The sequence below is a fragment of the Streptosporangium sp. NPDC048886 genome (genome assembly GCF_055586905.1).
The window spans coordinates 56694-70714 of record NZ_JBVJHH010000018.1 but is presented as its reverse complement, the minus strand read 5'-3'; the positions used below and the strand labels follow the sequence as shown (position 1 = coordinate 70714).

14 protein-coding genes are annotated in these 14021 nt (G+C 71.1%); 7 read left to right on the top strand and 7 right to left on the bottom strand.

Annotated features, from left to right (window positions below; translation table 11 throughout):
• Window positions 1-29 precede the first annotated feature (29 nt).
• Window positions 30-470, top strand: a complete 441-nt coding sequence (locus tag ACZ6R6_RS23005) for an acyl-CoA thioesterase (RefSeq protein ID WP_470096371.1) — start codon at window positions 30-32, stop codon at window positions 468-470.
• A gap of 192 nt (window positions 471-662) precedes the next feature.
• On the opposite strand, the gene ACZ6R6_RS23000 is transcribed toward ACZ6R6_RS23005, so the two are convergent.
• A complete protein-coding gene (locus ACZ6R6_RS23000) occupies window positions 663-1589 on the bottom strand; it encodes a zinc-binding dehydrogenase (protein ID WP_470096369.1) in 927 nt (308 codons plus the stop codon).
• Between the two features lie 115 nt (window positions 1590-1704).
• Here ACZ6R6_RS23000 and ACZ6R6_RS22995 point away from each other — a divergent pair, with 115 nt between their 5' ends.
• A complete protein-coding gene (locus tag ACZ6R6_RS22995; RefSeq protein ID WP_470096367.1) occupies window positions 1705-2286 on the top strand; it encodes a TetR/AcrR family transcriptional regulator in 582 nt (193 codons plus the stop codon).
• Window positions 2287-2520: 234 nt separating this feature from the next.
• Here the strand turns inward: ACZ6R6_RS22995 and ACZ6R6_RS22990 are convergent, their stop codons facing one another.
• From ACZ6R6_RS22990 to ACZ6R6_RS22975, 4 genes are all read right to left on the bottom strand, one after another.
• A complete protein-coding gene (locus ACZ6R6_RS22990; protein WP_470096365.1) occupies window positions 2521-4056 on the bottom strand; it encodes a glycoside hydrolase family 13 protein in 1536 nt (511 codons plus the stop codon).
• Window positions 4057-4079: 23 nt separating this feature from the next.
• Window positions 4080-4478, bottom strand: coding sequence for a globin (locus tag ACZ6R6_RS22985; protein ID WP_470096363.1), 399 nt, complete (start codon window positions 4476-4478; stop codon window positions 4080-4082).
• 46 nt (window positions 4479-4524) lie between these two features.
• A complete protein-coding gene (locus ACZ6R6_RS22980; RefSeq protein WP_470096361.1) occupies window positions 4525-5532 on the bottom strand; it encodes a mechanosensitive ion channel family protein in 1008 nt (335 codons plus the stop codon).
• Between the two features lie 389 nt (window positions 5533-5921).
• Window positions 5922-6206 carry a hypothetical protein gene (locus ACZ6R6_RS22975; RefSeq protein ID WP_470096359.1) on the bottom strand — a complete coding sequence of 95 codons (285 nt, stop codon included), beginning with the start codon at window positions 6204-6206 and terminating at the stop codon, window positions 5922-5924.
• A gap of 367 nt (window positions 6207-6573) precedes the next feature.
• Between ACZ6R6_RS22975 and ACZ6R6_RS22970 the strand changes: the two genes are divergently transcribed.
• The 4 genes from ACZ6R6_RS22970 to ACZ6R6_RS22955 all read left to right on the top strand — a co-directional run bounded on the left by ACZ6R6_RS22970 (window position 6574) and on the right by ACZ6R6_RS22955 (window position 11212).
• Entirely contained in the window at window positions 6574-8106 is a 1533-nt protein-coding gene (locus ACZ6R6_RS22970) for an XRE family transcriptional regulator (protein WP_470096357.1), read from the top strand.
• Window positions 8103-8597 carry a GNAT family N-acetyltransferase gene (locus ACZ6R6_RS22965; protein WP_470096355.1) on the top strand — a complete coding sequence of 165 codons (495 nt, stop codon included), beginning with the start codon at window positions 8103-8105 and terminating at the stop codon, window positions 8595-8597. Before ACZ6R6_RS22970 ends, ACZ6R6_RS22965 begins: the two co-directional genes overlap by 4 nt.
• Before the next feature lie 163 nt (window positions 8598-8760).
• Entirely contained in the window at window positions 8761-10761 is a 2001-nt protein-coding gene (locus ACZ6R6_RS22960) for a tetratricopeptide repeat protein (RefSeq protein WP_470096353.1), read from the top strand.
• Between the two features lie 304 nt (window positions 10762-11065).
• Window positions 11066-11212 (top strand): hypothetical protein, encoded by a 147-nt coding sequence (locus ACZ6R6_RS22955; protein ID WP_470096351.1) that lies wholly within the window; start codon window positions 11066-11068, stop codon window positions 11210-11212.
• A 650-nt stretch (window positions 11213-11862) separates the two neighbouring features.
• Here the strand turns inward: ACZ6R6_RS22955 and ACZ6R6_RS22950 are convergent.
• Window positions 11863-12738 carry a helix-turn-helix transcriptional regulator gene (locus ACZ6R6_RS22950; protein ID WP_470096349.1) on the bottom strand — a complete coding sequence of 292 codons (876 nt, stop codon included), beginning with the start codon at window positions 12736-12738 and terminating at the stop codon, window positions 11863-11865.
• A gap of 334 nt (window positions 12739-13072) precedes the next feature.
• Between ACZ6R6_RS22950 and ACZ6R6_RS22945 the strand changes: the two genes are divergently transcribed.
• Window positions 13073-13309 carry a hypothetical protein gene (locus ACZ6R6_RS22945; protein WP_470096347.1) on the top strand — a complete coding sequence of 79 codons (237 nt, stop codon included), beginning with the start codon at window positions 13073-13075 and terminating at the stop codon, window positions 13307-13309.
• 65 nt (window positions 13310-13374) lie between these two features.
• On the opposite strand, the gene ACZ6R6_RS22940 is transcribed toward ACZ6R6_RS22945, so the two are convergent.
• Complete coding sequence (locus tag ACZ6R6_RS22940; protein WP_470096345.1) at window positions 13375-13869, bottom strand: NUDIX hydrolase; 495 nt, start codon at window positions 13867-13869, stop codon at window positions 13375-13377.
• Between the last annotated feature and the right edge of the window lie 152 nt (window positions 13870-14021).

Here is a 14021-nt window from a genome sequence, read left to right as displayed (position 1 = left end):
GGGGCCGGAGGCCCGCTACCGTTTCCGATGTGTCTGGACAGAGCGTGACCGGCGACGTGAGCCGTACCCACCGGCATGTGTTCCCCAGGGCGGTCAGGTTCGCCGACATCGACTCGCTGGGCCATGTCAACAACGTCCGGTTCTTCGACTACCTCGAAGACGCCCGCCTGGAGATGTTCCACATCGACCTCCACCGGGAGGGGGCGACCCCCTTCCGGGGGCTCGTGGTGGCCCGGCACGAGATCGACTACAGACGTCCGCTGACCTTCCGCGCCGACCCGGTCCGGGTGGAGACGTGGGTGACGGAGATCCGGCCGGTGCGGTTCACCCTCGACTACGAGATCCGCGACGGCGAAGAGGTCTTCGTGCGGGCCCGCTCCGTGATGGTCGCCTACGACGTGCAGAAGGCCGCCCCCCGGCGGCTGAACCCCTATGAGCTGAGCTACCTGCGTAGGTTCGCCGCCGAGTAACGGGCCGGGGGAGCGCCGGCTCCGGCGGCCGACGCGCCCTGCCCTGTCGGGCCGGTGGCCGGGGCCGGACAGCAGGCCCGGACCGATCCGGGGCCAGAGCGGGCGGCCCGGACCGGATCTGAGGGCCGGAGCCGGATGGGGTGGCCGGTCCGTGGCCGGATGCGGTAGCTGGTCCTGAGCCGGATGCCGTGGTCAGCCGCCGGTCCGAGGGCCGACGTCCAGTACGGCCTTGCCGGGGATCTTCCGGTCGAGCAGTGCCTGGGCGGCGTCGGCGATGCGTTCCCAGGGGCCGCGCCAGCCGACCTCGGGCAGGAGCCTGCCGTCGGCGACGAATCGCAGCAGCGTGGACAGGTCGGCGCCGAACCGGGTGGTGTCGCCGAAGCTGTTCATCGACTTGGACGGGCCGAGGGAGAAGAACGAGTACGGCGCGAAGACGGCCGGTTCGCCGGAGGCCCAGCCGATGTTCTGGACGCTCCCGCCGGGAGCGAGCAGCTCCCACGCGGCGGTGAGCTGGGGCCCGCCGACGTTGTCCAGGATCACGTCCACCGGCCGGTCCACGCCCTCCAGGCCGATGACCACCTCGTGGGCGCCCAGCTCGGCCAGGCCCTCCGCGCGTGCCGCCGAGCCGGCCGACGCGATGACATGCGCACCGCCCAGCGCCGCGAGCTGGACGGCGAGCCGGCCGACGCCGCCGGAGGCGCCGGTGATCAGGACGCGCCTGCCCAGGATCGGGGCGGCCCGCAGCGTGCGCAGCGCGGTGACGCCGGCCATCGGCAGGGCCGCGGCGTCGGCCAGGTCGACTCCGTCCGGGACCTCGGCGACGGAATCGGCGTCGACGACCATGCGCTGCGCCCAGGCGCCCGGCCCGAAGGCCGCGACGCGGGTCCCGACGGCCGGGCCGCTGCCGTCCGCGGCGGCCCGCGCCACGATGCCGGAGGCGTCGTAGCCGGCCACGGTCCCCGGCTCCTGCTGCCGGGCGAAGGCGATCTCTCCGTGGTTGAGAGAGATGTGACGCACGTCGATCACTGTCTGGTACGGGCGCGGTGTGGGCTCTGCGGCATCGTCCACCCGCAGGGCCGCGGGGGCGGTCGGGTCGACGACGAGCGCACGGATGCTCATTGGTCCTCCTCGTGAGGCGACGGATCTCTGCCCTGACGCTGTTATCGGACCAACGGTCCGCTAAGGAGTGGTTGTATCATATCGGACTGACGGTCCGCTAAGTGGAGGACAACGGATGGCCGAACAGCGTCATGAGCGCGCCAACGCGGCACGGAACCGGCGAGCGGTCCTTCAGGCAGCGGAGCGGCTGCTGGAGGAGGGCGGGGGCGAGCACGTCTCCCTCGACCGGGTCGCGGCTCTCGCCGGTGTCGGCAAGGGCACGGTTTTCCGCCGCTTCGGCAGCCGCGCCGGCCTCATGCAGGCACTCCTCGAAGAGCGGTCGCTCGCCTTACGGGAGGCCGTCAGCCAGGGGCCTCCGCCGCTGGGCCCGGGGGCGCCCGCGACAGAGCGCCTGCTGGCCTTCCTCGACGGGCTGGGAGGCATCGCCGAGCAGAACGCCGCCCTCCTGACCGCCCACGAGCAGGCGTGCGCGGAGGACAAGCACGCCGACCCGAGCTACCGGTTCTGGCACCGCCACATCCGCGACCTGCTGGCCGAGGAGCGTCCCGACCTCGACACGGAGTTCCTCGCCCACGCGCTGCTCTCGGTGTTCGACGGCAATCTGATCAGGCATCTGACACGCGACGACCCACGACGCTTCACCGCGTCCGTGCAGGAGATGGTCATCGCCCTGCTGACCTCGCCGCCCCGCCGCTGACCGCCGGGCCCCGAAACGCTCTTCCGTCGCTGGCCGTACGGCGAGGTGTCCCAGGGGAGGTCGCGGTCCCCTCCACCCGGGCGGGCATCCCGAGGGGGAGGGGGCCGTGCGCTGCGGGCCCCGGGACGCTCTCCCGCCGGGCCGTACGGCGAGACCCGCGCCGGACCCGCCGTCGGCGGTTCGGGGCGGGTACGCCGACGGCGGTCCGGGACGTGTGCGCCGGGGACGGCTCCCTCAGGGGGTACTGAGCCAGGCGGCCGTGTCCGGCGGGAGCAGGTAGCCGTCGACGGGGGCGCTGCCGATCAGGACCCGGTCGTGCGCCGGGAGCGGCACCGCCTCGGATCCGCAGTTGATGACGCAGGTCAGGGGGCCACGGGTGAAGAAGAGCGCACCCTCGGGGGAGTCGAGCCAGGTGATCTCGTCGGTGAGCGAGCCGCGCAGCTCGCGGCGGGTGCGCAGGGCCTCCCGGTAGAAGCTCAGGGTCGACCCCGGGTCGCTCGCCTGGCGGTCGGCGCTCAGCGCGGCCCACTCGACCGGCTGGGGCAGCCACGGCCGGGCGCCGTCGGGTGAGAAGCCGTACGGCTCGGCGGCGCCGGACCACGGGATGGGGACCCGGCAGCCGTCCCGGCCGGGCAGCTTCCCCTCGGAGCGGGCGAAGATGGGGTCCTGGCGCGACTCCGGGGGAAGGTCCTTGACCTCGGGGAGGCCGAGTTCCTCTCCCTGATACAGGTATGCCGACCCCGGCAGGGCGAGCATGGCCAGCAGCGCCGCCCGGGCGCGGGCCAGGCCCGTCGTGGAGTTGTCCAGGCCCTCGCCGTACCGGGTGACGTGGCGGACCACGTCGTGGTTGGACAGCACCCAGGTGGGCGCGGTCACGGCGGCCAGGGTGTCATCGATGACCTTCCGGAAGGCCGTCGCGGACCAGGGCGCCTCCAGCCAGGCGAAGTTGAAGCTCTGGTGCAGCTCGTCGGGGCGGACGTAGCGGGCGAGGTCCTCGGCGGAGTCGGTCCACACCTCGCCGATGGCCATCCGCTCGCCCGGATAGGAGTCGAGCACCTTGCGCCATTCGCGGTAGACCTCGTGCACCTCGGGCCGCCCCCAGATCGGCGACTCGGCCTTGAACGCCTGGCCCTCCGCGGGGGTGTCGGGCAGGCCCTCGGCCTTGTGCAGGCCCATCGCCACGTCGATCCTGAACCCGTCCACCCCCCGGTCCAGCCAGAACCTCAGCACGTCGAGGAACTCGGCCTGCACCTCGGGGTTACGCCAGTTGAAGTCGGGCTGTTCGGCGGCGAACAGGTGGAGATACCACTGCCCGTCGGGCGTTCTGGTCCAGGCCGGGCCGCTGAAGGTCGACTGCCAGTTGTTGGGCGGCAGCTCGCCGCCGTCCCGGAACAGATAGCGCTCGCGACCCTCACCGCGCAGCGCCGCCTTGAACCACTCGTGCTCGGAGGAACTGTGGTTGGGCACGATGTCCACGATCACCCGCAGCCCGTGGGCGTGGGCGTCGGCAACGAGCGCGTCGAAGTCCGTCAGGGTGCCGAACAGCGGGTCGACGTCGCGGTAGTCGGCCACGTCGTAGCCGCCGTCGGCCATGGGGGAGCGGTAGAAAGGGGTCAGCCAGATCGCGTCCACGCCCAGCTCGGCGAGGTAGGGCAGGCGCTGCCGGACACCGGTCAGGTCGCCGACGCCGTCTCCTGAGGCGTCGGCGAAGCTGCGAACATAGATCTCGTAGACGACGGCATCACGCCACCAGGGGGTCTCCATGTGCATGGATTGCCCTCACCTGGTGGGGTTTATGCGTCAGGGGCGTTGACCATGCTGTGCGCTGCGTAGACGAGATAGTCCCACAGGCGCTTCTCCAGGTCGTCGGGGAGCTCCAGCGAGAGCACCGCGTCGTGCATGTGCTTGAGCCAGGCGTCGCGCTCGGCCGAGCCGATGACGAAGGGGTTGTGCCGCATCCGCAGCCGCGGGTGCCCCCGCTGGGCGCTGTAGGTGTTGGGCCCACCCCAGTATTGGATCAGGAAGAGCCGGAGCCGGTCTTCGGCTCCGGCGAGGTCGTCCTCGGGATAGAGCGGTCGTAGCAACGGGTCGTCCACGACACCTTGGTAGAAGCGGTGGACAAGACGCCGGAAGGCCTCCTCGCCGCCGACCGCGTCGTAGAAGGACTGAGGTTCCTCGGGGATAGCGGACACGCCTCCAAGCCTAAGCGACTCCGGCCGGCCCCATGCCTGGGCGAGGTCAGCCGGCGATCGCGATGGAGGCGCGGTCGAGGGCGGACTTGATCCGGATGCGGAGCTCGCGGGCGACCTCGGCCTGCCGGGAGGGGATCGTCTTGGCGCTGATCCGGAAGACGAGCGCGGTGTCGGAGATCTGCTCGATCCCCCAGACCTGGGGCTCCTCGACCATGATGCTGTCGCGGTAGGAGGAGTCGTTCCACATGTCCTCGACCACGTCCTTGAGCAGGTCACGGACGGCCGGGATGTCGGAGGCGTAGGCCACCGGGACGTCCACGGTCGCGCGGGACCAGCCCTGGGACTCGTTGCCGACCCGGGTGATGGTGCCGTTGCGGACGTACCAGACCCGGCCGTCGAGGTCGCGCAGGCGGGTGATGCGCAGGGTGACCGCCTCCACGGTGCCGATCGCCGCGCCCGCGTCGATCACGTCGCCCACGCCGTACTGGTCCTCCAGGAGCATGAACATGCCGGCGATGAAGTCCTTGACCAGTTCCTGGGCGCCGAAGCCGACGGCCACGCCGACGATGCCGACGCTGGTCAGCAGGGGGGCGATGGGGACGGAGAGCCGTTCCAGGACGGTCAGGGCCGCCGTGCCGAGGATGACGATCGAGGCGACGGGCCGCAGCACCGAGCCGATGGTCTCCGCGCGCTGTCTGCGCCGCTCGGCGGCGACGGCGTCGAGCCCCTCCAATGTCACCGTCTGCTTGCCGCGCAGCCGGCCGGCGATCGAGCCGCCGCTGGCCGAGGACGCGCGTTTCACCACGCGGGTGATCAGCCGGTTGGCCACGTTGCGCAGGAGCAGGGCGATGGCGACGATGAGAACGATGGCGATCGCGCTCGCGATCACGGGTGCCCAGGCGGCGGGCAGGACGGACTGCATGAGGCTGCAGATTACCCCGCCGCCGTTCTCGCACCCGTTGGTCAGGCCGGCGCCCATCCTGAGAATGTCATCGACCACGGGTCCGCCGGTGGCATCGGTGGTGGGCGCGGGGGTGGGGGCGAGCAAGAACACGGAGCAGATCCCTCTCGGATCGGGTCGGTGGGCAGAACGGGCAACTCGCGTTGCCTACCCATATTGCCGACCGAACCGGCCGCCGTCACATCACGCCGGGGAGACGGGAGGTCAGGGCCCGGGGCCGCGGGGGGCGGGGCCGGACACTCCGGTGACGGGCGGCTCGGACGGGGCACGCACCCGGAAGCGTGTCCCGTGCCGTTTCCGAGGGGGATCCCTCCGATCACCGTCCGGACGGGTCCGGACGGCAGTCTGCGTTTGATGTTCCGGGGCCGGTGGGGTGCCCAGCGTCCGAGGACGCTCCGCACCGGTCACCCCGCCGGCCCCGCCGAGCCGCGGTGGGGGCGGCGGACCGGAGGGCTGCGACTCCCTCCGGGCCGCCGCTCATCTCACTCCCCCACCGCGGCGAGCACGCGTGCGACCTTGGTCGCGGCACCGGCCGGGTCTTTCGCCGTGTGCATCCGCTCTCCCCAGGACCACCAGTAGTACCAGTCCCGGTGGCTGGGGGCGGCCTGTGCTCGGCAGGTGACGTTCTCCGCCAGGCTGGTGGCGTTCGGGTTGATCACGCGCACGAAGGCGCGCCCCGACTGGGTCCGCACCACTCGGGCGTGAAGTCCGCGCGAGTCGAGTTCTGACACCAATCGCTCCAGGTGTCCGAAGTCGTCTTCCCCCACCTCGTCCCTCCTCATATCGCCTGTCCCGCACCGGATCGTGTCCGTTTGATTACGCGAATCAGTGCTGGTTGGCCAAAGATGACTCACCTGGGCCGATGGGTCAACGGAGGGGAAACCAAGATCAGGATGCGCCTTCTCCCAAGTAGGTTGAAAGAAGCAGTCCGCTGGTGGACGATCCTTAGCCGATGGCTCTATTCGCGCGTTCCTGGTGAGCCAAAGTTGGTCCATCATTCTCGGTAGGCACAGTGCGACAACTGAATCACACTGAGTCAGCGGGAGAGGACCGGTCGGGACTAGTGTGCCAGCCAGCCCAGCTGGCCGCGAGAGAGGGGCCGGTATGTCCGGCAGGCAGCACAGGGAGACGGAGTTGGCGCGGCAGATCCGGGCCAGAGGTCTGGCGGCGGGGCGCGAGCCGGCTCAGATCGCCGAGGAGATCCACGACAGGTGCGGTCCCCAGTTCGGGACCACGCGGATCAAGGGTCATCGCCTCGCGCACGGTGTCGCTCTCGCCGACGTGATCGAACAGATACGGGCGCTGTTCGAACGCGACGGCAAGTCGGCGCCGGGTATCGGAGAGACGCTCCTGTCCGCCTATGAGAGCGGGCTGAAGCGTCCGGGGCCCGAATACCTCCACTACCTGTGTTCCGCCTACCGGGTCGAGCCGGCCTCCCTCGGATACGACGGTCCGTGCATCTGCGGCCACGGCCACAAGATGCCCGGCGCCGGCCGAGGTGATCTCCAGGATGGAAGACCCGACACTTCCCCTGGTCCGCGCGAGCTGTCGATCAAGCCGACCGGTGGCGACCCTTCCGCGGACGGGGGCGAGGAGGACGAGAACGTGCTACGGAGGACGCTTTTGCAGCTCCTGGCCGGCACCGGCGTGGCGCTGGACGGACAGGTGCTTGGATCTGTGGAGAACATCCGCAGGAGGATGGACGAGACCCTGGTGTCGGCCACCGTTTCGCCTGCGATGCTCGACCAGTGGGAGGAAGCCACCATCGGCTTCGGCCGGCAGTACATGAACACACCGCCGCTGCGGCTGCTGTGCGACGTGCTGCTGGAGTTCAGCGCCGTACGCAAGGCCATGGAGCGGCGCCAGCCGGTTGACCTGCAGGAACGGCTGTGCCGGATGGCGGCGCAGCTCGCCGGGCTCAGCGGCATGATCATGGTGAACCTCGGCGACCACAGGATGGCCCGGTCCTTCTTCAGGACCGGCCGGACGGCCGCCGACGACACCGGGGACCGCGCGCTCCGCGCCTGGGTCCTGGCCAGGGAGGCCCTGGTCCCGCTCTACTACGGGGATCCGCGCGAGGCCCTCAACCTCGCCAGGAAGAGCCGGGACCTGGCCGGTCAGACGCCGTGCGCCGCCCAGGCGATGGCCCCGGTCTTCGAGGCCCGCGCGCTGGCGATGATGTCGGGGGCGGGCAAGAAGGACGTGGTCGACCAGGCCAAGCGGGCGCTGTCGCGGGCCAGGGCGGCCTTCTCCCAGATGACGGCGGCCGACCAGGACGACGCGACCTTCGGCTACACCGAGCGTCAGCTCTACTTCCACCAGGGTGACGCGCTGGTGAAGCTGGGGCAGGCGATGGAGGCCGATCTCATCCTGGAGCAGGCCCTCACCAAATACGGCCCGGGCGACTGGCTCGATCCCACGATCATCAAGTTCGACCGGGCCACCTGCAAGCTTCTCGAAGGCGAGCTGGAGGAGGCGCTGGCGATAGCCAAGACGGCGCTCGCGGGGCTGGGCGAGGGCTGCCGGCCCGACATCCTCATGCAGCGCGCCCACGAGGTGGCCAGGGCGGCGGAGGCCAGGGCCCCCGGCCACCCCGCGCTCAAGGACTACCTTGAGACGTTGCGCGCCACGCCGGCGGTGGACCCCGTCGCGGACGCCGCTACATGAGGCTCCGGCGCTATCGCTGGTCCGACCTGGAGTCCGTCTGGGCACTGCATCAGATCTGTCTCGCTCAGGTCGGCCTCGCGCCGGGGGACGGCGTCTACTACGAGGACGACTTCCCGCAGATCAACGAGATCTACATCGCCGACCGGGGGGAGTTCCTGGTGGGTGAGGTCCCCGGTGGACGCGTCATCGCGATGGGCGGGCTCCGCCGTGTCGACGACCGGACGGTGGAGATGTGCCGGCTGCGGGTCCATCCGGAGTTTCAGCGGCGGGGGCTCGGCGCCCGGATGGTCGAGGCGCTGGAGGAGCGGGCGATCGAGCTGGGCTACGTGCGCCTGCGCGGCGACACCACAATGAACCAGCCGGCTGCCATCGAGCTCTACCGCAAGTATGGCTGGCGGGAGATCAGACGGGAAGAGCGCGGGGGGTGCATCGTGCTTTATGGGGAAAAAGATCTCGTTGAGGTCATGTCGCAGCTTGCTCCATTTAAGTGACCTAAGACTGATTTAACGCTGAGCATTGCGATCCGGCGAAATGCCAGAATACTTATTCATCGTACCTGTAGTCATTTCCCGTGGGGGGTACGATGAAAAAGATCATTGTCCGTAAACCCGGCACCGCCACGTTGAGCGGGGCCGCCAGCGTCATCCACAAGGGGTGAGGGAGCATCTCTGGCTGACCGGGTCGCTCCCCGGTGACCGCACGGATCCGTCTGCCCTCGTGGTGCACGGGCACCGGCGGTCACGGGGCCCCTACACGGTCGGCGGCGCGATCCTACGCGAGGTCGTCCCCGAGGTCCTGGAGAGGGCTCCGGCGCAGGTCACCGCCCACGACATCGAGATCCGCAGCGTGGCCCCCGATCTCCGGGATCGGGTAGCCGCGCGACGGCAGGGCGTGAACGCGCACCTCGATGACGACGAGCGGATTCTCGTGCCCGCACCCCGCCGCACCCTGCGGCTCGCCAACGGGGTGGCGGAGTTCCTCGGCGCCTGCCTGCGCGGGCCCCGCACGCTGGTCGTGACGGACGTCCACGAGGCCGACCCGACCGACCTCGAACTGCTCGCGGTGCTGGTCAGGCGGTTGGATCCCGCGCTGCTGACGATGGTGCTCTGCTCGGGGCAGGCGCCACCGCCCTGGTTCCGCGGCCGGGTGGCGGGCGCCGGCGGACCGGTGCCCGCCCGGGTGCCCGCGGGCCCGGACGGGATGCCGCCGGATGCCGTCGCCGCCGCCCACGTGGCCTCCGAGTGCACCGACGAGTGGTCGCGGACCGCCTACGAGGCGCTGGACCCGGCGGAGCGGGCGCTGCTGCACGACCTGCGGGCCGACGAGCTGGAGGCCGCGGGTGAGTTCTCCGCGCGCCTGGGCGCCGTCCCCTTCCACCGCGAGCACGGCTCCGACCCCCGCGGACGCGGGGCCGGGGCGCTCTGGACCGCCGTCGACCACTGCGTCAGGGAGGGTTTCCTGGACGCGGTGGCCGAGCTGGGGCGGCGCGGATCGCGGCTGGCCGAGCCCGGCTCGGACCTGTGGTGGCGCTTCATCCAGCGCACGGCCACCGCCCTGGGGGCCCTGTCCCGCCAGGAGGAGGCCCGTGACCTCTACGAGCGTGCCCGCCGCGGCAGTCAGGACCCCGCGGTGCACGCGGCCTCGGCCTACGGCACGGCCATGCTCGACGCCCGCCACCCCGACCCGGCCCAGCGGGACCTGGGGCGCGCGACGGGCTGGATCAACCAGGCCGTCGCCATCTCCACCCTGCTGCCCGACCGGGGCGAGCGCGCCTTCAAGCTGGGGTTCGACCGCAACGGCCAGGCTCTCGTCGAGGCGCGCCTGGGCCGGCCGCGCCAGGCGCTGGCGCTGGTCGAGTCGGCCATCGAGCTGGCGCGGGAAGGCCTGCCGCCGGGACGGCACCCGGTGCACCGGATGGTGCTGCACGCCAACCGCGGCCGGCTCCTGGCGGAGCTGGGCCGGGCCAAGGAGGCGCTGGAGGAGTACGCGGCGGCGATCGCCCTCGACCCGTTCTTCGCCGACCACTATCTGGAGCGGGGCAACCTCCTGTTCCGGCTCGGGCTGACCGATGAGGCGCTGGCCGACTACGAGGCCGCCATCCGGGTGAGCCCGCCCCTGCCCGAGGCGTACTACAACCGGGCCGAGCTCCGGCTCGCGCTGGGGGACCTGGAGGGAGGCCGGGCCGACCTCGACCACGTGCTGGAGCTGGACCCGGACTACCTGGACGCCTACATCAACCGGGCGGGCGTGCGGGCGGTGCTCGGACTGGAGGCCGAGGCGCGGGCCGACGTCGCGGCCGGGCTGGCGCTCATGCCGGGCAACCCTCACCTACTGACCGTGAAGGGGCAGCTCGACACCGCGTCCGGGCGGTTCGAGGAGGCCGCGCGGGCCTTCGACGCCGCTCTGGAGAGCGCCCCCGCCCTCGGCGCCGCCTGGGCCAACCGGGGCATCCTCCGCTACGAGACCGGCGACGCCGAGGGCGCGCTGGCCGATCTGTCCAGGGCCATCGAGATCGAGGAGAGCCCGGAGCTGTACTTCAACCGGGCGACCGCCCTCCAGGCTCTGGGCAGGGGGCAGGCGGCGCGGGAGGATCTGCGCCGTGCCCTCGACCTCGACCCCGACGACCCGGCCATCCGCGAGGCCCTCGGGCTCTAGGCGGGAAGAACTGGTCGTAGCGGGTCCACGCTGAGCCGTACCCCGTCGCCGGGGAGAGAGGCGCGGCGGCGCGTGAGGGGAGGCCGGCGAAGACGGTGGCGGGGCAGCCGTCGATCTCGGCCTGGACGTAGAGGCGGGTGGTGGCGCCCGGGAAGACCGTCACGTCGACGACCGCCCGCTGCTGCTGGCCGCCGGAGAGCTGGTTGGGCAGCCGGTTCCCCTGCTCGGCGAGGCCGACGAGCTCCAGCATCTCCTCCGCCCGTTCGGTGGTCCGGGCCCTACGGTCGCGCCCGCGGCGAGGAGTATGAGCGGCACCGACAGTACGGCGGCGCGCTCCAGGCCGAACAGCGAGGACTCCAGCGTGGTGCCGACCTGCAGGGTGATGAGCCTGTGGCTGCCGGGGCCGGCCGCGCCGGAGTGGGGCAGCTTGGGCGGGAAGGGGGCGGGGTGAGGTGGCTTGGGTGGGGGAGGGGGCGGGGTGGTGCCGCTTGGGTGAGGAGAGACTGGGGCAAGGTGGACAGAAACCCCACCGGAGAAGAGACCAGCCCCTCCACGGTTGGCTTTTCTCCTCCACATGAATCTCAGGTGTTGATTTTTACCCTAAGTGGGGATTTATCCATACCTTCCCCGTTTGCGGTGGAGGATCCTCCCCCGGAGGGGGTGCTGTCTTCCCTCCGGGTGGATATGCCTTGCACCGGGGCGGAGGCCTTGGCGGCGCCCGCCTGTGGCGGGGGAGGGAGTGCTCCTCCGGCCACGGGCTCAGGGGTGTGCCGCCGACGGCGGCAGGCAGGGACGGCCCCCTTGGCCCCGACGACCAGGCTCCACATCAGGCCGATGCCGCCGGTGGTGCCGGAGCCGTCGCGGGCGCTGAGGGGGAGCAGGGCCGGCGCGGTCGCCGACGCTGCACGCAATCGGAGTTTTCTCATAGAAAATACCCTTTTAGGAGATTTACGCACTGAATCATGATATTTGTCGGTCTTACCCGATCGACGACCAGTCCACCGGGCCGCTTCGATCAGATGAATTCGGGGTTGACGACATTTGCCGGCGAAGGACCGCGTGTTTTCCGAATGTCCAGCCCAGTGACGGGGCCCGGCCGCATCAGCGGTGAGCCGCCTGCAGCGCGTGGCCGAGGTCTTCCCGGCCGGACGGCGTCACGTCGCCGCCGAGCAGGACCAGGGCCTGCCCGGCGGGGCCGGCGGGCTCGACGTCAATGGTGACCAGCTGCTGGCCGGGAGCGCTGTTGACGTCGAACACCTCGCAGGTGAGGATCAGGTCGCCGGCCTCGCGGTGGCGCAGGGGCATGGCCGCGTGCGGTACGGGGGACACGTCGTGCCGCGCCCATAACCGGCGGAAATCCGCGCTCTGGGAGGAGAGCTCGTCGACCAGTTCGGTCAGCTGAGGATCGTCGAGGTCCGCTCCCGCGACGGCGCGCAGGTGTGCCACCTTGGAGCGGGCGACCTGCTCCCAGTCCAGGCCGAACTCGCGGTAGAACTCGCGCGCGGCGGGGGCCAGAAAGACCATCCGCAGGAGGTTGTCCGCGTGTTCCCACCCCTCGTAGAGGGCGGTGGCCAGCGGGTTGGCGGCCAGCACGTCCATCCGGCGGCTGATCACCAGCGCCGGGGTGTACGGCCAGCTCCGGATCAGCCGCAGCAGGTCCGGGCTGACCCGCTCCGTCCCGCCGGCCGTCCTGCGCCGTGGCCCGGGATGGGCGAGTCCGTGCAGGTGCGCCGCGGCGTCTGGGTCGAGGTCCAGCGCCCGGGCCAGGGCGTCGAGCACCTGCTCGGACGGATGGCGCTCGCGCCCCTGCTCCAGACGGATGTAGTAGTCGGTGCTGACCCCGGCGAACATCGCCACCTCCTCCCGGCGCAGTCCCGGGGTCCGGCGGGGACCGGAGTGCGGCAGTCCTACCTGCTCGGGGGCGGTGAACTCGCGTCGAGCGCGCAGGAACTCACCCAGAAGATTGTGATTGTCCATTTCATCACCATGTGGAGCGTGTGCTTGGATTCATCACTTTGTGGCGGAAACCGGTTGACCAGGTGCCGTATTCCGCGACCCCCCGGGCCGGTCCCTCCCGCCGAGGCGGCGACGGCCTCGACGCGCAGCGTGCGCATTCTCCCTCGCCGGCACTCCGAGGCGTCCGTCGGCGGCGAGGTCCGTCCCTGGGAGTGACACTCCTACCCTCCTGGAGGGCACCCCGCCTAGCGTGAGATCCAGACACCGTGTCGGTGTTCTGCGCAGTACCGATCCGGTGCTCCACCGGCCCGGGCATCGCCCGGGACGTGACCGATCCGGCATGGAGTGATCCATCATGATCAAGCTCAGGAACGCTCTCGTGGCCGCAACGATGGCGGCTTTCGCCCTCATCGCGCCCGCGACGACGCCGGCCCAGTCCGCCGGCGCCGACACCGCGGCCGTTGTCACCGTTCAGGGTGACGGCGGCAGCGCCAACGGCGCCGCCAATGGCAGCGGCGGCTCCAACGGCGCCGTCAACAGCGGCGGCTCCCACGGCGCCGCCAACGGCAGCGCCGGCTCCCACGGCCACTGAGAGGAGAGACGCATACGGGACCGCGGCCACCGGGCGCACGCTGAAGCGGCTGGAGGCGAGCGTGGTCAGCCCAGCCGGGTGATCCGGGAGACGACCTCCACCAGGTCCGGCGGCTCCAGCGGGTCTGGGAGTCCGGCCAGCTCCGCCGGGGAGAACCAGCCGGAGCCCAGGAAGGTGTCGTCCTCCTCGGCGGTGAACGCGCCGGGGGCCACCGCGGGAGTGTCCTCGAACCTCGCCAGGTAGAACCGCTCGGTCTTGGCGTAGTGGGTGCCGAGCCAGTCGAACTCCCGGGGCACCGGCACCCAGAGGTCCAGCACCGCCTCGCCCGGCAGCCCGGTCTCCTCGGTCAGCTCCCGCCGCGCCGCCTCCAAGGGCGTCTCGCCCGGGTCCATCCCGCCGCCCGGCGGTTCCCACAGGGTCCTGCCGCTGACCGGGTCATGCCAGTGCAGCAGCAGCACGCGGCCGTCGCCGTCCACGCAGACCACCCGTGCCGCGGCCCGGTCGCTCACCGGGGAGCCGTCCGCCCGCAAGCCGTCCCCGTCCGCCTGAGAGTCGCTCATAAGTCCGGGACGTTATCACCGTCTATCGGGTCCAACCCTTCCACAACGCCTGCCGAAAAGCGGGATGACCTGCGGAGACGCTCCCAACCTGACAGCCTTTACGCGGTCAACCGTGCCGGAGGTCCCCTCACAGAGCCGGAGTGCTCCGGCCC

Excerpts from the sequence above, each read along its gene's own strand:
- ACZ6R6_RS22940 (WP_470096345.1), bottom strand. The coding sequence starts at position 13,869 with ATGAGCGACTCTCAGGCGGACGGGGACGGCTTGCGGGCGGACGGCTCC.
- ACZ6R6_RS22965 (WP_470096355.1), top strand. The coding sequence starts at position 8,103 with ATGAGGCTCCGGCGCTATCGCTGGTCCGACCTGGAGTCCGTCTGGGCA.
- ACZ6R6_RS22955 (WP_470096351.1), top strand. The coding sequence starts at position 11,066 with ATGAGCGGCACCGACAGTACGGCGGCGCGCTCCAGGCCGAACAGCGAG.
- ACZ6R6_RS22950 (WP_470096349.1), bottom strand. The coding sequence starts at position 12,738 with ATGGACAATCACAATCTTCTGGGTGAGTTCCTGCGCGCTCGACGCGAG.
- ACZ6R6_RS22995 (WP_470096367.1), top strand. The coding sequence starts at position 1,705 with ATGGCCGAACAGCGTCATGAGCGCGCCAACGCGGCACGGAACCGGCGA.
- ACZ6R6_RS22990 (WP_470096365.1), bottom strand. The coding sequence starts at position 4,056 with ATGCACATGGAGACCCCCTGGTGGCGTGATGCCGTCGTCTACGAGATC.
- ACZ6R6_RS22945 (WP_470096347.1), top strand. The coding sequence starts at position 13,073 with ATGATCAAGCTCAGGAACGCTCTCGTGGCCGCAACGATGGCGGCTTTC.
- ACZ6R6_RS23000 (WP_470096369.1), bottom strand. The coding sequence starts at position 1,589 with ATGAGCATCCGTGCGCTCGTCGTCGACCCGACCGCCCCCGCGGCCCTG.